15 protein-coding genes are annotated in these 17,072 nt (G+C 37.4%); 7 read left to right on the forward strand and 8 right to left on the reverse strand.

The genetic code is table 11. The features are described 5' to 3' along the window. Positions 1–88 precede the first annotated feature (88 nt). Positions 89–703, forward strand: coding sequence for a sugar O-acetyltransferase (locus tag KYH19_RS17345; RefSeq protein ID WP_255562456.1), 615 nt, complete (start codon positions 89–91; stop codon positions 701–703). A gap of 642 nt (positions 704–1,345) precedes the next feature. Here KYH19_RS17345 and KYH19_RS17350 read toward each other — a convergent pair. Continuing rightward, positions 1,346–1,771 carry a DUF4440 domain-containing protein gene (locus KYH19_RS17350; protein WP_219076018.1) on the reverse strand — a complete coding sequence of 142 codons (426 nt, stop codon included), beginning with the start codon at positions 1,769–1,771 and terminating at the stop codon, positions 1,346–1,348. 93 nt (positions 1,772–1,864) lie between these two features. Between KYH19_RS17350 and KYH19_RS17355 the strand changes: the two genes are divergently transcribed. The 4 genes from KYH19_RS17355 to KYH19_RS17370 all read left to right on the forward strand — a co-directional run bounded on the left by KYH19_RS17355 (position 1,865) and on the right by KYH19_RS17370 (position 6,932). After that, on the forward strand, positions 1,865–2,746 hold the full coding sequence (locus tag KYH19_RS17355) for a carbohydrate kinase family protein (RefSeq protein WP_219076019.1): 882 nt from the start codon (positions 1,865–1,867) through the stop codon (positions 2,744–2,746). 164 nt (positions 2,747–2,910) lie between these two features. Continuing rightward, positions 2,911–4,008, forward strand: coding sequence for a VWA domain-containing protein (locus KYH19_RS17360; RefSeq protein WP_121284053.1), 1,098 nt, complete (start codon positions 2,911–2,913; stop codon positions 4,006–4,008). A gap of 99 nt (positions 4,009–4,107) precedes the next feature. Further along, a complete protein-coding gene (locus tag KYH19_RS17365) occupies positions 4,108–5,595 on the forward strand; it encodes a sigma 54-interacting transcriptional regulator (protein WP_219076020.1) in 1,488 nt (495 codons plus the stop codon). A 92-nt stretch (positions 5,596–5,687) separates the two neighbouring features. After that, positions 5,688–6,932: a metallophosphoesterase gene (locus KYH19_RS17370; RefSeq protein WP_132399127.1), complete on the forward strand. Its 1,245-nt coding sequence runs from the start codon at positions 5,688–5,690 to the stop codon at positions 6,930–6,932. Between the two features lie 98 nt (positions 6,933–7,030). Here the strand turns inward: KYH19_RS17370 and KYH19_RS17375 are convergent, their stop codons facing one another. From KYH19_RS17375 to KYH19_RS17385, 3 genes are all read right to left on the reverse strand, one after another. Further along, the gene (locus tag KYH19_RS17375) at positions 7,031–7,720 is read right to left on the reverse strand and encodes a response regulator transcription factor (RefSeq protein ID WP_193424223.1); all 690 of its coding nucleotides are present in this window, start codon (positions 7,718–7,720) and stop codon (positions 7,031–7,033) included. A 97-nt stretch (positions 7,721–7,817) separates the two neighbouring features. Next, positions 7,818–9,491: a sensor histidine kinase KdpD gene (locus KYH19_RS17380; protein ID WP_219076021.1), complete on the reverse strand. Its 1,674-nt coding sequence runs from the start codon at positions 9,489–9,491 to the stop codon at positions 7,818–7,820. 2 nt (positions 9,492–9,493) lie between these two features. Next, positions 9,494–11,377, reverse strand: a complete 1,884-nt coding sequence (locus KYH19_RS17385; RefSeq protein WP_219076022.1) for a prolyl oligopeptidase family serine peptidase — start codon at positions 11,375–11,377, stop codon at positions 9,494–9,496. Between the two features lie 229 nt (positions 11,378–11,606). Here KYH19_RS17385 and KYH19_RS17390 point away from each other — a divergent pair, with 229 nt between their 5' ends. Continuing rightward, positions 11,607–13,430 (forward strand): tetratricopeptide repeat protein, encoded by a 1,824-nt coding sequence (locus KYH19_RS17390; protein WP_219076023.1) that lies wholly within the window; start codon positions 11,607–11,609, stop codon positions 13,428–13,430. A gap of 67 nt (positions 13,431–13,497) precedes the next feature. Here KYH19_RS17390 and KYH19_RS17395 read toward each other — a convergent pair whose 3' ends face one another. Next, positions 13,498–14,052, reverse strand: a complete 555-nt coding sequence (locus tag KYH19_RS17395; RefSeq protein ID WP_219076024.1) for a GNAT family N-acetyltransferase — start codon at positions 14,050–14,052, stop codon at positions 13,498–13,500. 265 nt (positions 14,053–14,317) lie between these two features. Here KYH19_RS17395 and KYH19_RS17400 point away from each other — a divergent pair, with 265 nt between their 5' ends. After that, positions 14,318–14,629: a DUF4286 family protein gene (locus KYH19_RS17400; protein ID WP_219076025.1), complete on the forward strand. Its 312-nt coding sequence runs from the start codon at positions 14,318–14,320 to the stop codon at positions 14,627–14,629. A 43-nt stretch (positions 14,630–14,672) separates the two neighbouring features. Here KYH19_RS17400 and KYH19_RS17405 read toward each other — a convergent pair whose 3' ends face one another. The 3 genes from KYH19_RS17405 to dtd all read right to left on the reverse strand — a co-directional run bounded on the left by KYH19_RS17405 (position 14,673) and on the right by dtd (position 17,072). Continuing rightward, a complete protein-coding gene (locus tag KYH19_RS17405) occupies positions 14,673–15,002 on the reverse strand; it encodes a nucleotide pyrophosphohydrolase (protein ID WP_219076026.1) in 330 nt (109 codons plus the stop codon). After that, positions 14,992–16,533: a glycosyltransferase family 39 protein gene (locus KYH19_RS17410; protein ID WP_219076027.1), complete on the reverse strand. Its 1,542-nt coding sequence runs from the start codon at positions 16,531–16,533 to the stop codon at positions 14,992–14,994. The genes KYH19_RS17405 and KYH19_RS17410 overlap by 11 nt, the downstream gene beginning before the upstream one ends. Before the next feature lie 86 nt (positions 16,534–16,619). Next, positions 16,620–17,072, reverse strand: a complete 453-nt coding sequence (gene dtd / locus KYH19_RS17415; protein ID WP_219076028.1) for a D-aminoacyl-tRNA deacylase — start codon at positions 17,070–17,072, stop codon at positions 16,620–16,622.

Genomic DNA, 17,072 nt, shown 5'->3' on the forward strand with positions numbered 1-17,072 from the left:
AAATTAAAATACAACGGGGCATTGGTAACGATAGCCCCGTTTTTGTTATCATTGCAACTCACAGTGCAAATTAAAAATCAGATTACGAATGGATACCAATATACTTACTGAAAAACAAAAAATGCTGGCAGGCAAAGCTTATCAGGCAGGAGGCGAAGAACTATCAAAAGAAAGATTAAAAGCACGTGAAATTGTTTTCGAGTTTAATAACCTCGCACCAAAATTTATCAAGCAGCGAAAAGAATTATTAAAAAGGTTATTCGGAAAAACAGAAAGAATGTTTTATGTAGAACCTCCGTTCAGGTGTGATTATGGCTATAATATCGAAATTGGTGATAATTTTTATGCAAACTTTAACCTTGTTATTTTAGATTGTGCTAAGGTAAATATTGGTAACAGCGTTTTTATTGCACCAAATGTAGCCATTTATACTGCCGGCCATCCAATGCATGGGCATTTAAGAGATCAGGAATATGAATGGGCACAAGAAGTTACTATAGGCAACAGCGTTTGGATCGGTGGAAACGTAGTAATTAATCCAGGTGTCAAAATTGGATCTAATGTGGTTATCGGATCAGGAAGTGTGGTTACAAGGGATATCCCGGATAATGTTTTTGCTGCAGGAAACCCATGTAGGGTAATCCGCCAGTTAACAGATGAGGATAAAGATTATTATTATAAGGATTTTAAACTGGGTGAATAAATTCATCATCTCCTAACTTTAGAGACGTTAATAAAAACGGCGTCATCTCGATCCGATAACTATCTGATGAAACGTAGTGGAATGGAGAGATCCATCTAAACAGATTTCTCGACTTCGTTGCACTCCGCTCGAAATGACGACCCGGGGGAGCTTCGTTACCGATGTAACCTGTAAACAGGTAAGCATACCATGAGTGAAAAATAGATAATTAAATCGGTACAAGATGCACTCAGTTTATAATGAATTCATTTAAATAGCTGAAATTTTAGGTGTTTTTTTTACCATATAAGACATTTAAGGTCACATAAGATTACATGTTCTTATATAATCTTAAATGGCAAATTTTATGCACAACCCTGCAAATGGAAGTTTAACAACTTAGATGTTCTCAGGTGCCTGAGGTGGTTAATTAAATAACGGAGCCTTTATTTTTATCACCACCTGAGCCACCTTAGTTCACCTGAGTATTGCTATCTGCACAGTATAAATCTCATAGTATGCAGCAGGCACGAAACTAAACGTCACCCCAATTTTTTCAGGTAAGGGCTTTGATTATCACTCCAAATGATGACACGAGGGGGAAATTCGTTACCAACACAACTTTGTCTCCCTCATCCATTTCCCATCCAACATCATCCATCCTTAGCTGCTATGATCGGCAACTACTTTCCATTCGCCTTTAATCTTTTTAATTAAGAGGGTAAAATAACCTTTAAGTTCGTCTTTTTCGCGTTTAACATTCCAGCTGCCTAATACAAAAGCCAGATCAGGATTTAAAAAATCGACTTTTTTAATTCCAAACACTAAAAAACCCATTGCCGATTTATCCGGATAGCCTTTTTTATAATTATCAAGCGTTTTTTGCCAGCCGTAAGTTGGTCCGCTTTTACCTACAAAAAGTAAACTATCTGATTTTTCATAACCCTGCATAAAAGATTCCACATCTCCTTTGTTCCAGTCTGTACGTTGCTTTTCGAGCAAATTAAGTATGGCCTGTTTATCTTTGTCATTTTGAGCAAAAGCGCTAAAGGAAACTAAAAACAATGCAATTACAAGTATTTTTTTCATGGTTAATTGAGTTGAGGTAAAAATTAAAGATATGAAACAAATTATTTTGTTCAATGCGTAAAAATTCTTTATTTACGTATCTATAAATCTTCTATGCAAAATAAAGTAATCACAATTGGCGAAATACTATGGGATGTTTTTCCAGAAGGCAAAAAAGCTGGCGGCTCGAGCATGAACGTTGCGCTTAATTTACACAAACAAGGGATAGAGAGCCGCTTTATTAGTGCCATAGGAAATGATGAAAACGGCAAAGAACTATTCAATTTTCTAGCCGGCAATCATTTTGCAACAGATTTGATCCAAGTTAACCATGAATTACCAACCAGTACAGTGGTGGTACAGCTGGACGAAAATCATCAGGCTACTTATACCATTAAACAACCCGTAGCATGGGATGAGATCAAAATCACAGAGGAAAACACATTAGCTGTAAAACAGGCAGATGCATTAGTATATTGTAGTTTAACCTGCAGGGAAGAAAAATCTAAAAAAACCATTCTGGCACTTTTAGAAAATGCCAGGACCAAAATATTCGACATCAATCTCCGGGCTCCTTTTTATTCAAAAGAATTAATTGAGGAGCTGTTGGCAAAAGCAGATATCCTTAAAATAAACGAGGATGAAATTGTTTGGGTAAAAGAAACATTTGGTTTAACGGGAAATACTGATGAACAGTTGTTAAAACAGCTTTCCAGTCAGTTCAATATTGAAATCATCTGCCTGACATTAGGTGATAAAGGTGCTTGTGTTTTAAAAGAAGGCAAACTGTTTAAACACCCTGGTTACAAGGTACAGGTGGCCGATACTGTTGGTGCAGGAGATGCCTTTTTAGCCACATTTATTGCCTGCTACCTGCAAGGTTACCCCATGGAAACCACTTTGGATAATGCCTGCAAAGTTGGCGCATTTGTAGCATCGCAGCCTGGTGCAAATCCTGAATATAATAAAAAGATTTACCACATGGCGCTGGGATAAGATCTTTAGGTTTTTGAAAAAGGTCAGATCAGCTGGCAATTTTTAGTTTAGACCTCGCAGGTTTTAAAAACCTGCGAGGTCTTTGCGTCGCACCAAATATGACACCGCGCTTAAATTAATGCAAATCGAAACTTTTATCTTCGATAAATCGTTAATATAAGCACATGAGAGGTTTTCGTTTTTCTGATTATAAGCCGGGCGACGCGCCAAAGGGTGGGTTTGATGAGTTGCTGAAATTATTCAGCGAACTGCTGAATTATACAGCCGGAGATGCGGCGGAGGCTTTAAGCTGGCTGAACGAGCTCGACAAACAATATAAATTAACCAATAATGATTATGGCATCGGTAATTTTATAGACGATCTTAAAGACAAAGGTTATCTTACGGAAGACAATCAATCCGGAGAGTTTAAAATTACGGCCAAAACCGAGCAGACCATCCGCAAGTCTGCCCTAGACGAAATTTTTGGCAAACTGAAAAAATCTGGTCGCGGTAACCACAACAGTAACCAATCTGGTATTGGCGAAGAGAAAAATGCGGATAGGCGGGAGTATAGTTTTGGCGATAGTTTAGACCAAATTGATATGACAGCCTCTATCCAAAATGCTCAAATAAACCATGGAATAGGCGATTTCACATTAACCGACAGAGATTTGGAGGTAGAGGAAAAGGATTTTAAAACTTTAACTTCTACGGTATTGATGATAGACATTTCGCATTCCATGATATTATATGGCGAAGACCGCATTACCCCAGCAAAAAAGGTTGCCATGGCTTTAGCCGAGCTGATTAAAACGAAGTATCCTAAAGATACTTTAGATATTGTAGTTTTCGGAAATGACGCCTGGCCGATTAGTGTTAAAGACCTGCCTTATTTACAGGTTGGCCCTTACCACACCAATACTTATGCAGGATTAGAATTGGCTGCAGATTTACTCCGCAGAAGAAAAACCCATAATAAACAGATTTTCATGATTACGGACGGAAAACCAACCTGTTTAAAGGAAAATGGCAAATACTATAAAAACAGTATGGGTTTGGATAGAAAGGTAATTAACAAAACCCTGAACATGGCGGCGCAATGTAAGCGTTTAAAGATTCCAATTACGACATTTATGATTGCGAAAGACCCTTACCTGCAACAGTTTGTGCGCCAGTTTACAGAAATTAATGGTGGCAGGGCTTTTTATAGCTCGTTAAATGGCTTGGGAGAGTACATCTTTGAAGATTACATTAAAAATAGAAGAAAAACTGTAAAATAGTCGAAATTCTTTATTCCGAAGTCGGAAGATATAGTGCAATCGCTAATTATCCAAGCCTCGGACCTCAGACTTTTCGGACTTTCAGATAAATAAAAAAAAATGCAAGAAAAAACATTAGGCGAATTAAAAACTACAGGATATAAATCAAGATCGGTAAAAGAAGAGCTCAGAGAAAATCTGATTAAAGTCCTGCGTGATAAAAAAACAGAATTCGAAGGCATTATTGGTTATGATGAAACGGTAATTCCTGAGCTACAAACGGCCATTTTATCGCGTCATAATATTTTACTTTTGGGCTTACGCGGACAGGCAAAAACACGTATTGCCCGTTTAATGGTAAACTTACTGGACGAATATGTACCATATGTTGCCGGAAGTGAAATTTTTGATGATCCGTTGAACCCAATTTCATGGTATGCTAAAAACGAAATTGCCACAAAAGGTGACGACACCGAAATTGCCTGGTTGCACCGCAGCGAAAGGTATACTGAAAAACTGGCAACACCAGATGTTACGGTTGCCGATTTAATTGGAGATGTTGACCCCATAAAGGCCGCTACCCTAAAGTTAACCTATAATGATGAACGTGTAATCCACTTTGGTTTAATTCCACGTGCACACCGCAGCATTTTCGTAATTAATGAGCTTCCAGATTTACAAGCACGAATCCAGGTGGCATTATTTAATATGTTACAGGAAAAAGATATCCAGATCCGCGGTTTCAAATTGCGTTTGCCTTTGGATATCCAGTTTGTATTTACAGCAAACCCTGAGGATTATACCAACCGTGGAAGTATTGTTACGCCGCTAAAAGATAGGATTGAAAGTCAGATTTTAACCCACTACCCAAAGACGGTCGAAATTTCGCGCAAAATCACCTTCCAGGAAGCCAAATTAACGGCTGACCAGAAAGCCAATATCGAGGCTGATGGGTTGGTAAAAGATTTGATAGAGCAGATTGCTTTCGAAGCACGTAAAAGTGAATATATCGACCAAAAATCAGGTGTATCGGCAAGATTAACGATCTCTGCTTATGAAAATTTAATCAGCACCGCCGAGAGAAGAATGCTGATTTCAGGCGAGAAAAATACTTTTGTACGTTTATCTGATCTTGCAGGAATTATCCCGGCTATAACGGGTAAAATAGAATTGGTGTACGAGGGAGAACTTGAAGGACCAGCGCACGTAGCAACAACCTTAATAGGCAAGGCAGTTAAAACGTTATTTGCACGTTATTTCCCCGACCCTGAAAAGGCAAAGAAAAGTAAAACGGCAAATCCTTATACTGAAGTAACAGAATGGTTTACCGAAGGTAATAATGTTGATGTTACGGATACTTTAACCAATTCGCAATATAAAAAGGCATTGATGCTGGTACCAGGCTTATATGATCTGGTAAAGAAGTTTCATCCTAAATTAAGCGAAAATCAAACGCTGCTCTTAATGGAATTTGTATTACATGGTTTAGCCGAATATTCACAACTAAGCAAAAACTTTTTGAATGGTGGCTTCGGCTTTTCGGATATGTTTGGCAGTTTATTTAATGCCGAATTTGACGAAGAAGAAGATGAAGACGATTTCAGATAATATTGAATTTCTCTAATTTGATTAGCTTTGACAAATTCTTCCACTAAAGAAGAATCTGTCGAAGCTTTTTTATTTACAAACCCAAATATATAATGGGAAGATTACCTTTTATTATTGCCGCCTGCATTTTTATTATTGCATTTGATATTTACTGCTTTAAAGCCATAATTGCTGTTTTTAAAAAATGGAAACCTGGCACAAAAAAAGCATTTGGCATTGCCTACTGGACATATAGCGCATTGTTGATTATTGGCGTTTTCGCAGGAATTTACCTTAATCTTTTCCTTACGCTTAGAGCCATCATTCTAGTCGCTTTCTTTTTAACAGTAGCCTGTAAAATGGCGATGCTGCCATTTCTGATTCTGGATGATTTACGAAGATTATTCATCAAACTTTTTAGAAAAAAACAAATCATAGAAGATCAGCCAATTAGCGAGGCAGAACCCATATCACGTTCACAATTTTTGGTAAAAGCAGGCTTAGTTGCCGCTGCCGTTCCTTTAACCTCTTTAAGCTGGGGCATTATTTCTGGTGCTTATGATTACCAGGTGAGAAGAGTTAACTTAATTCTTCCTAATCTGCCAAAGGCATTTGACGGCATTACTATGGGGCAAATTTCTGACATTCATTCGGGCAGTTTCTACAACAAAACCGCAGTAAAAGGCGGTGTGGAAATGTTATTGGGAGAAAAGCCTGATTTTATCTTTTTTACCGGCGATTTAGTAAACAACCTCACCAACGAAGTAAGGGATTACCAGGATATATTTTCGAAAGTTAAAGCACCACTTGGTGTATATTCATCATTAGGAAACCACGATTATGGTGACTATTATTTTGGGAAGGAATCATCGCCAGCCAAAGTAAAAAACCTGAAAGATATGGTTGATGTTCACAAAATAATGGGTTACGACTTATTGATGAACGAAAACCGGAGACTAAAAGTAGATGGAGAAGAAATCGGCATTTTAGGTATCGAAAACTGGGGAATGGGCCGGTTTCCAAAATATGGAAAAATGGAACTTGCTGTTCAAGATACAGATGATTTACCTGTCAAACTTTTGTTAAGTCACGACCCATCGCACTGGCGCGGAGAGGTTTTGCAGAAGTACCCGCAAATTGACGCCATGTTCAGTGGCCACACGCACGGCATGCAATTTGGTGTTCGTTTAAAAGAATATCAATGGAGCCCGGTGCAATACATTTACAAAGAATGGGCAGGTTTATATCAGGAGCAAAAACAACAGCTTTACGTTAACGTTGGCTACGGCTTCCTGGGTTATCCAGGTAGAGTTGGAGTTTTACCAGAGATAACTATTTTTACTTTGAAAAGAGCTTAGACTAAAAATGATTGAATTTCGAATGAGTGAATGATTGAATATTTTGGTATGACGCCTAAACATTCTCTCATTCAAAACTCAATCATTCAATCTTTTTCTTATCCCGCGTTAAAGCGATAGCCTACCCCTCTAACAGTTTGTAGCAACTGTGGATTGTCAGGATTTAATTCTATCTTTTTACGCAAGCGCACAATATGCATATCAAGCGTACGGGTGTTTACATCAGAGTTGTAGCCCCACACCACCAACATTAGTTCATCACGGTTGATTACTTTGCCCGGGTTGCGCAGGAAATAAAGGAGGATGCGGTTTTCCAATATCGTTAATTCGATCTTTTTTCCATCCCTAAACAATGTATGGATGTTAGGATGATGTTCCATATTGCCAAAACGATGAATTTCGGCAGAATCTTTATTTACAATAAATTTCACCTTGCTCTCTAACATGGCTACCAAAACATCCATATTAAATGGCTTGGTGATGTAATCAGATGCACCAAAATTATAAGCATCAATTTTATCTACATCCTGAGCCTTTGCGGTCATCATAATCACCAGGTTTTCGAAACCTTGCTTGCGCACATTCTCACAAACCTCTGCACCCTGTTTGCCAGGCATCATCCAATCTAATAAAACAATATCAGGCTGATCGGCTAAAATCATTCTTTCACCAGCTTCGCCATCATTTGCTTCAAGCATAGTATAACCTTCAGCCTTTAAACGGTGGGCGACCAGAAAGCGAAGATTTTCATCATCTTCTACGATTAATATTTTTACTTCTTTAGACATTTATGTGTGTTTATATTGTAATATTGAAATGTTGCCATGCTTGAAGGTTAATTCAACTTCACAACCTTCCAACCTTTAACTTTTCAACCTCTAAAATTTAACTATTGTATGGCAGCACGATTTTAAACTCCGTACCGCTCCCTACTTTACTTTTTACAGAGATTTCTCCCTCCATAAAGTTAACCAGTTCTTTGCAAAATGCCAAACCCAGACCTACGCTACCCATTTGGTTATATTCATTCTGTATCCTGAAAAACTTCTTAAATATATTGTTTAATTCTGACGATGCGATGCCTATCCCTTTATCGGCAAACCTGAAAACCAGTACCCCTTTAATCAGTTTTGCACTGATGTGTAATTTTTTCTGTTCTGGTTTTGAATATTTGTAGGCATTCTCTGCCAGGTTATCGAACAAACTCCCTAATAACACCGGGTCGGTGATAAAGGTTTTAAAGCCAACCACCTCGTATGTTATTTTAAAATCGGGGTGTTTTAACGTATGCGATTCGATCGTACTTTCAATAAAATCAACAATATTAACTTCTTCCTGGTTCAATTTAATGGCCTTATTTTCAATTTGCGTAAAGGCCAGTAATTTATTCATTAAACCATTCAGTTTATCGGCTTCTTCGTCCAGTATCTTACCATAGAGCTGCTGCTCCTTTTGGCTTAATGTGGCAGCACTTTTAATGTTGTTTCCTGCAATCTTAATTACGCTAACGGGTGTTTTAAACTCATGCGTTAGGTTATTCACAAAATCGTACTGCAACTTAAACATTTTACTATTGATGTTCAGATTACGGTAAATCAAAAAAGCAACCAATAAAAGCACCCCATATACCAGCAATAGCACCAGGGCAATTGGCATGAAGTAAATAAAAATTTCTTTCTTGATATAAGATTTTGATGAAATGAGGTATAACTTGAAATCAGAAAATGCACCCGGCAGCGCTATTTCTGTATTAATATTTTCGTCTGAGGTATCAATCGGATCATACGTTAGGGGTTCAATCCTGATCGTTTGGTACAACAATGGTCTGGTATTGATGATTTTAATTTTATGCGCATCAAGATTAAAAACCAGTACATCCTGTTGATAAACAGGTGCCGGATTTAACTTCCGCCTGATCATCTCTTTATAAACCCTTAAATCTTCACGTCGGGGAATATTTAAGTAAGTGATTTTATTTTCATTAGAATTAACAATAGAAAAGTTGGTAAACAGTTCTTCTTGTGTAGGTACTGATACGGTATCAAGATCCTCCACAAAAGTAGCAAGTTTAATCGCGATTGCATTAAAATCACTTCCCACATTAAAAGATCTAGTATCATCTTCTGAATACAACTTTACCGAATCGGGCTTTACCCCTTTCCCAAACTGGAAAATAGCTTTTGGACCAATACCCAGGTGATTTGCATTGATCCCATCTTTAACAGGAATGTTCTTTACTTCTGTATCGTAAAAAGTAACCTTCGAGATAAAAGGATATTTTAACATCACAGTATCTACAAATTTTGCTGCAGTGGAAGAATCCAGATAGCCATTGTAATAAGAAATCTCAGGCATTTTATTCTGGAAAAAATCATTATAAGGCTTAATACTCTGTTCCAGCACATTTACCTTTTCGGAAACAAAATCATTCTCTATCGATTTTTTGCTATAGTTGAACGCAAGAAAAAGCGATAGGATAAAAAGAATGGAGATGAGTACAATGAAGGTTACACCTAAGGAGAAATTTTTACGGTAACTGCTTTTCTTATCTAAGGCCATACCTATTTCTTACCTAGATTTTCTTTTAAAAACTCTTCCAGGGCTTTGTACAAAGCCGTTCTGCTTTGCTGGCGCACTACAGGATCAGGGCCTTCCTCTTTTTCGATATAAGTAACCTGAACATTTCTTTTTTTAAGTTCTTTGATAAACTGTACGCCTTCTGCTACATTAACACTTGGATCTTTAGGGTTTTGGGCAATAAAAACAGGAGATTTAAACCGGTCTGCATGAAAAACAGGTGAAGCAAAACGCATATAATCGGTTTCGGTTATCGGATTGCCTACAATTTCATAGTACATCTGTAATTTGGCCTTTAAAAACGGAGGAAAGGTTTTCAGGTAACTAAAAAGGTTAATCACACCAGAATTTGATCCGCCACATTTATAAAGATCGGGATTTTTATACAAACAATTTAAAGCAATATAGCCCCCAAAACCATTACCGTAAATGGCAATTTTTTTAGGATTGGCAATTTTTTCTGTAACCAGCCATTTAACACCATCGTTAACATCCTCCTGTATTTTATCGCTCCATTGTTTAAAACCTGCCGCAAAAAATGATTTTCCATAACCGGTAGAACCGCGGTAATTTACCTGCAAAACGGCATACCCTCTGTTAGCTAAAAATTGTACTTCAGCATTGTAACCCCAGCTATTTCTCGATTTAGGACCATTGTGTGGCAGCACCACTACAGGTAAGTTAAGGGCCTTTTTATTTTTAGGCAGGGTTAAATAGCCATTAATGGTTAAACCATCGCGGCTTTTGAAACTGATCGGCTTCATGGCATTCATATCTTCCGGTTTAATGGAAGGACTTACATCGGTAAGCTTTTTAAGCCTTTTATCAGCGGCCGTGTACAAATAATAAGACCCAGGATTTTTATCGGTAAAGGTGCGTATCACAAAAACTTTATCCGTTTTATCCCTATCCATAATTACCCATTCGGTACCAGGTAAAAGTTTATCAATCTTTGAGTAAGCTACTTTTGTACTGTCATCAAGGTAGAATTTTTCTCTTTTCCAGGTTTCGCAGGTTGCAAACAGCATTTTTTTCCGGAAACGGGAGTAGGTTGCATCTACCACGTTTAAGGTATCGTTTGCAAAAAGAACCTGTTTTTCTTTACCGTTTTTTAAATCAAGCGCTACCAGTGCATTTTTATCGCGGTTAACGCTTGAGATCGCATAAAGTACATTGGGTTGATCTTCTGAAAAGGCAATTGGCTGAAAAGTAGTTTCGAAATTATTGGTAATTACGGGTGCAAAAGCCTGATTTTCCTTTTCGCGGTACATCAAAGTTTCGTTCACTCCATCGCTGGCAATGGCAATTTTAAGAACACCTTTACTATCGGTCATCCATTTAGTAATATTACCAGGATTTTTTGCTGCGATCTCCATTTTTCCATCACGCACGTTTAAGCGGTACACATCAAAAACGGTCGAATCGCGTTTATTGGAAGCTACAATAATATATTTATCGTCAATCAGCTGATCCTCTATCACCCTCAGCCTGTTTTTTTCATTGGCACTCAACTGAACCTGCTTGCTCCCATCTTTATTGATCACAAAAATATCAGACCTGCGTTCTTTAGATCCATCCTCGGTATAATAAATCAGTTCATTATTGCTGGTCCAGAAATGGAAACTGATATTCTTCCCATTCAGATGGGTTAACTGAATGCTATTTCCGGTGGCAAGATCCTCAGCAAAAAGATCAAGTTTTTTATCATGAAGCTTTAAATAAGATAAACTTTTCCCATCTGGAGAAATGCGATAGTAAGCTTTATCCTGCGTTTTAAAAAAATCGTCTACAGGAATAGTATCATGGTTTGTGCCTTTACAAGCGCAAATCAATGCAACCATTAACAAGAGAAAAATCCTTTTTAGCATAAATAAATTCTTTATGGGATGGCAAAAATAAGCATCACAACTACTTAACCCCGATTTACACCAACAATGTTACCTTATGCAATCAATAATAAGTCGTGGTTCAATTTAGTATTTATAAAATATCTACAAAATAAAATACAGGTAACATTTAAAATACGTTTAATATCAATTGGCGGTTTGGCGAAAGAAGTATTAAAATGTTACATTTAAAACTTATAATTTAGGGTTTATGAACCGCTTGTTTTTCATCGTAGTCTTATTTCTATCGCTTGGGGCCAATGCGCAGATCTTTCGTCCAAATCAGCAGGTTGCACCAGATGAAAGTAGTCTGGCTATTCAATATTATCAGGATGGAGAATATGAAAAGGCCATTGTGTTACTGGAAAAACTCTATGCTATCCCCAATAACGAAGCTTATTTCGACATTTATTTCAATGCCTTGTTAAAATTGAAACGTTATGATGTTGCAGAGAAGGTGGTTAAAAGGGAAATTAAAAAAAATCCACAAAGCGAGCTTTATCCCATAGCCCTGGGCAAACTTTACCAGGAAAAAGGTGATGTACAGGCGGCCAATAAAATTTTTAATGAAGTAATTGCGAAACTCCCAAAAGAAGAATTTAGGATCAGAAACCTCGCCAACAGCTTTTATCGTTTCGAAAATTATGATTTTGCTGTTCAAACCTTTAAACAAGGGCGAAAATTGCTGGGTAACGAGCAGGCTTTCACTTTCGAACTCTTGAACATCTATCGTTTTAAAAAGGATAAACCCATGCTCATGCAAGAGTATCTTGATGTACTTGCAGCAATGCCACAGCTTTTACCACAGGCAGAAGCTGTACTATCTTCTATTTTTGAAGATAAAAACGATTATCAAATTTTTCAGATAGCTATTTTAAAAAAAGTACAGAAAGAGCCTGATGCTGAAATTTATATCCAGTTACTTACCTGGAACTATATTCAACAACAGGAATTTGACATGGCCCTGCGCCAGCTTATCGCATACGATAAACGTACCAAAGCTGACGGGGGTACCCTATTTAACGCCATTTATACCTTTGTTGATAATGGCGCTTATGAAACAGCGATTAAAGCCTACGACTATCTGCTAACCAAAGGGAAAGATAATCAGTATTATCTTCCTTCAAAAATAGAAATGCTGAATACCAGGTATAACTTACGTACTATAGGGAAATATACAGTCGCGGATCTTGATCTTCTGGCGAAAGATTATCAGGCATTGTTAAGCGAAAACGGCAAGAACAGGAACACACTTTTTGCCATTAAAAAACTGGCAAACTTGCAGGCTTATTATTTAAATCAACCTGGCAGTGCTGAAAAAGAACTGGAAGAAGCAATAAAAATGCCTGGGATTAACGATCAGGACTTAGGCCAGCTAAAACTCGATTTAGGCGACATTTACATTTTAACCAACCAACCCTGGGAAGCTTTTTTAGTGTACGAGCAGGTAAGCAAACAGTTCGAAGGTCAGCCTGTAGGCAACGAAGCCCGTTTCCGCAGCGCCAAACTCTCCTTTTATCAGGGCAATTTCGAATACAGCAATGGTCAGTGTTTGGTTTTAAAGGCCGCTACTTCACAACTGATTGCCAATGATGCATTAAACCTGAGTTTATTGATTAGCGATAATATCCAAACACCAGCTGATAGCAATGCCTTAAAAATGTATGCTGATGCAGAAATGCTTTTATTTAGAAATCTACCCGAAAAAGCGGTAAAAAAAATGGATAGCATTGCAATTGCCTATCCTCAAAATAGCTTAACTGATGCAATAATGATGAGTAAAGCGCGAATTTTTATTAAAGCGAACGATTTTCAAAAAGCTGCTGATATCCTTAAAAAAGTAACCGAAGATTTTAAAGAAGGAATCTGGACAGATGATGCACTATTTACACTGGGTGATCTTTACGAAAAGAAACTGAACGATATTGCACAAGCGAAAATATATTTCCAGAAATTAATTACAGATTATCCCGGAAGCATGTTCAGCGCTGAGGCCAGAAAAAGATTCAGGAATTTAAGGGGAGATGGGGTTTAGTTAGTTCAGTGGTTCATTAGTCATTGGTTCATTCGTAATGGTTAATGAACGCCAACACCTATCTCTATTAGTGTTTCCAATCCCAAACCACTACATTCCATTCTACATCGCTACTATCTGTATAAGTATAAATCACTTCAAATCCGATACGCTTGTGTGCATTCATCGATCTTAAATTAATACTGGCAATTTCGGTGATGGCGAAATCGTACTTCTTTTTAAAGTAATCTTTATAGACATTGTAGCATTTATCAAATAAGCCTTTCCCTCTGTAATCGTGCGCTACGCAAACCTGCCCAACTACAATATAATGATAATTAGAAATGGATTTCCCCTGATACATGATGTGATCGAAACTTTCGTACATTTCAACCAGTCTTGGAATGTCATTTTTAGATTGTTCGGTCATGGCCAACACATAAGCAACAAGCAATTCACCATCTTTTGCAATAATATTGGGTTCATGCTGATGCATTTTTTCCAGATCATCAAGCGAGTGCGAAACCGTAACAAAGCCTTGCGCTTTAATTTGCTCTGGTGTTAAATCCTGTTTTAGGTTTTGCTTTTGAAGTTCAAGAATTCCTTGAAGATCTTTAGTTAAAGATGTGGTGATGGTAATCATTATGATACTGCAGATAACTTATGCTTCCATTACAATGATAGTTAACATTAACAACAAAATGAAGCAATTATCCTACTAAAATTAAAACCTTGGCAAGGTGATTAGCCCATAAATGTAATTACGTGTGGAGTTATCTGTTTTTGAGTGGCGTTATTTTGTATCACTAAATAAAAGGTACCATGAATTTAACTGGATAATAACATTTGAAGAATAAAATCTGCTTTACTCAATTTTTTAACATTTATATATTATTTACCTTTGTTGCATGTTTTTATATAATGTTACGCTCATCCTCGAAGATGCAGCAGCCGAAGAATGGTTACAATGGATGCAGGATATTCACATCCCTGAAGTGATGGCAACAGGTCTGTTTGTTTCTAACCGTTTATTAAAAGTTGTTGATTCACCTAATGAAGGGGTTACTTACTGTACACAGTACGTTGTAGAAACATTAGATAACTACAACAAATACCAGGAAACATTTGCACCAGCTTTACAAGCCGAATTAAACGAAAAGTTTAAAAACCGTTTTGTAGCCTATAGAAGTTTGATGGAGTTCGTATCCCCAACCCCCTAAAGGGGGCTTGAATAACTAGAAATATAAGTCCCCTTCAGGGGATTTAGGGGTTTAGCTTCTCGTTATTTTTATGCCTGTCGGCATCTCGAATACTCTTTTTCTCCAGGTTCTTTTCTAAAGCATCGGTAAGGTTGATACCCGTTTGATTAGCCAGACAGATTAAAACAAACATTACATCAGCCATTTCATCGGCCAGGTTTACAGTTTCATCACTCTTTTTAAACGACTGTTCGCCATATTTACGGGCCATAATCCGTGCAACCTCCCCAACTTCTTCCATTAAAATGGCGGTATTGGTTAATTCGTTAAAATAACGGATACCTGTAGTATTAATCCAACGGTCTACCGTTTCCTGTGCTTCGTTAATGGTCATTTTTTTCTTCTTCTATTTCTGATTTTATGATACCTGTAACTTCTTTTTTAGCGCCTTCCAGTAAAAAAACTGTCGCACCTTTTTCCCTGGCATAAGGATTTTTCAATTCGCCAATTTTTGTAATTTTATCAAATAATGGCTGCTCTCTCTTCCTTTGAGGGTCTTCATCACCAGCCCATTCTATTAAAATTAAATTTTTAACCGGCTTATCCATGTTAAACCAATACAGGTAATCGGCATTGTACGATACCGCATTGATATTTTTATATTTCGAATAATAGTTAATTGCGCCGGCCTGTCCATAATTATCGGCACGTATCAACAGAGTAGATTTATCTTTAACTTTTCCGTAAGCGGAATCAACAAGTGCAGCCAATTCTTTCCAGCCCTGCATATCGGCATAATCCTGCGGCAACTCGTGATTTTTTCCATCTTCCCAGCGCAATGCCCCTACCCGCTCGAACCTTTTATGGTGCGCAATAATTTCGTCAGGACTATAAACCGGCATCAAAAGTGGTAACAGGTAAATAAACGTACCTATATTAAAAGCGAACAGCAAACCCGTAAGTATAGGTTTCTTCGCTAAAACCCGACATAAATAAACAGCACCAAAAGCCAATAAAACCGGGTATAAACCCAGGGCATAATAATCTTTTGCTTTAAAATAGCTAAATACGATTAGGGTAATGATGTAGGTCAAAATAATCCAGCTGTATTTCCTGAAATCTTTATAAAAAATCAAACTTCCGAGCCCTGCCAGAAGGATAAAAATCGAACTGATAAAAAAGAGAAACTGTCCGGTAAAAAAATCGATCCGGTTTACATGTACCAATTGCGTGGCCCGCAAAAGTTTCATGTGGGTTAACACAGGGAAGTGATGGTTAATCTGCCAGATTATATTGGGAGAAATAATTAAAAGTGCCAGTAAAACTGATAGGTAAAGGTGTTTATCGGCAAATATTTTCCGATTTGAAGTAATAATGATAGCTGGTAACAATCCAATAACCAGAAAAAGGACATTATACTTGTTTAGAAACCCCAAAGCCACAGAAACAGCAAAAGCATACAGATATTTGGTTTCTTTTTGATCGAAATATCTCAGCAAATAATAGAATATCGCAGTCCACGATAAAACATCGAAAGAGTTAGGCTGGTAAAGGGTATTTAGCCTAAGCAGAGAAGAACATATACAGGCTACGGCAACCAAACATTTGGCCAATAAATTCCCTTTTAAAAAATCGACAATTTTCCAGCAATACAATATGGTTATGGCCCCCATTAATGCAGGCACGAGTTTTACCATAAAAATACCATTGCCAAAAGCTTTAATCAGCCATGAAAAAAGCGAGGTTAGAGGCGGAACTGAGGTAAAACCTGCAGCTAAGTGGTTGGCCTGATCTAAATGCAGGAATTCATCACGTTGTAATTCGTAAACCGAATTAACCAATACAAAAGATAAAATTAGTTTTAGCCCTAAAAAAATTACCAGACAACCATATTCAGTTAAACGGCTCGGGTTTTTATCCTTCATATTCGCTTAGGTTAAAAGTTTTGGAATAAATTAATATTGTTTTTTGACCATTCAAGGCTTAATAAGTTACGCCATAATGTTCAAAATTATTCCTTATTTTTTGTATCAATCAAAATCGTAACCGGACCATCATTTAACAAAGCTATTTTCATATCGGCACCAAAAATTCCGGTTTTTACTTTTTTACCCAATAAAGCTGATAGTTTTTCGATCATTTTCTCATATAGCGGAATGGCTACATCTGGCCGCGCGGCCCTTGTAAAACCTGGACGGTTCCCTTTTTTGGTTGCGGCGAATAATGTAAACTGGCTGATCAGTAAAATATCTCCGCTCACGTTGGCAAGTGCTTTGTTCATCATGCCATTTTCATCACCAAAAACACGCATGCCGATAATTTTCTGTGCTAACCAATCCAGATCTTCTAAAGTATCGGCATCCTCAATTCCCAATAACACTAAAAATCCAGTTTCAATTGCTCCTGTAATCTCACCACTAACGGTGCAACTTGCTTGTGTAACTCTTTGTAAAACTGCCCGCAT

Source organism: Pedobacter sp. D749, from assembly GCF_019317285.1.
Taxonomy (GTDB): domain Bacteria; phylum Bacteroidota; class Bacteroidia; order Sphingobacteriales; family Sphingobacteriaceae; genus Pedobacter.

What these genes read in the sequence shown, in the direction of transcription:
- KYH19_RS17370 (WP_132399127.1), top strand. Translation starts at nt 5,688, where the DNA reads ATGGGAAGATTACCTTTTATTATTGCCGCCTGCATTTTTATTATTGCA.
- KYH19_RS17405 (WP_219076026.1), bottom strand. Translation starts at nt 15,002, where the DNA reads ATGACCATTAACGAAGCACAGGAAACGGTAGACCGTTGGATTAATACT.
- KYH19_RS17380 (WP_219076021.1), bottom strand. Translation starts at nt 9,491, where the DNA reads ATGGCCTTAGATAAGAAAAGCAGTTACCGTAAAAATTTCTCCTTAGGT.
- KYH19_RS17410 (WP_219076027.1), bottom strand. Translation starts at nt 16,533, where the DNA reads ATGAAGGATAAAAACCCGAGCCGTTTAACTGAATATGGTTGTCTGGTA.
- KYH19_RS17385 (WP_219076022.1), bottom strand. Translation starts at nt 11,377, where the DNA reads ATGCTAAAAAGGATTTTTCTCTTGTTAATGGTTGCATTGATTTGCGCT.
- KYH19_RS17365 (WP_219076020.1), top strand. Translation starts at nt 4,108, where the DNA reads ATGCAAGAAAAAACATTAGGCGAATTAAAAACTACAGGATATAAATCA.
- KYH19_RS17375 (WP_193424223.1), bottom strand. Translation starts at nt 7,720, where the DNA reads ATGTCTAAAGAAGTAAAAATATTAATCGTAGAAGATGATGAAAATCTT.
- dtd (WP_219076028.1), bottom strand. Translation starts at nt 17,072, where the DNA reads ATGCGGGCAGTTTTACAAAGAGTTACACAAGCAAGTTGCACCGTTAGT.
- KYH19_RS17350 (WP_219076018.1), bottom strand. Translation starts at nt 1,771, where the DNA reads ATGAAAAAAATACTTGTAATTGCATTGTTTTTAGTTTCCTTTAGCGCT.
- KYH19_RS17400 (WP_219076025.1), top strand. Translation starts at nt 14,318, where the DNA reads ATGTTTTTATATAATGTTACGCTCATCCTCGAAGATGCAGCAGCCGAA.
- KYH19_RS17345 (WP_255562456.1), top strand. Translation starts at nt 89, where the DNA reads ATGGATACCAATATACTTACTGAAAAACAAAAAATGCTGGCAGGCAAA.
- KYH19_RS17395 (WP_219076024.1), bottom strand. Translation starts at nt 14,052, where the DNA reads ATGATTACCATCACCACATCTTTAACTAAAGATCTTCAAGGAATTCTT.
- KYH19_RS17355 (WP_219076019.1), top strand. Translation starts at nt 1,865, where the DNA reads ATGCAAAATAAAGTAATCACAATTGGCGAAATACTATGGGATGTTTTT.
- KYH19_RS17390 (WP_219076023.1), top strand. Translation starts at nt 11,607, where the DNA reads ATGAACCGCTTGTTTTTCATCGTAGTCTTATTTCTATCGCTTGGGGCC.
- KYH19_RS17360 (WP_121284053.1), top strand. Translation starts at nt 2,911, where the DNA reads ATGAGAGGTTTTCGTTTTTCTGATTATAAGCCGGGCGACGCGCCAAAG.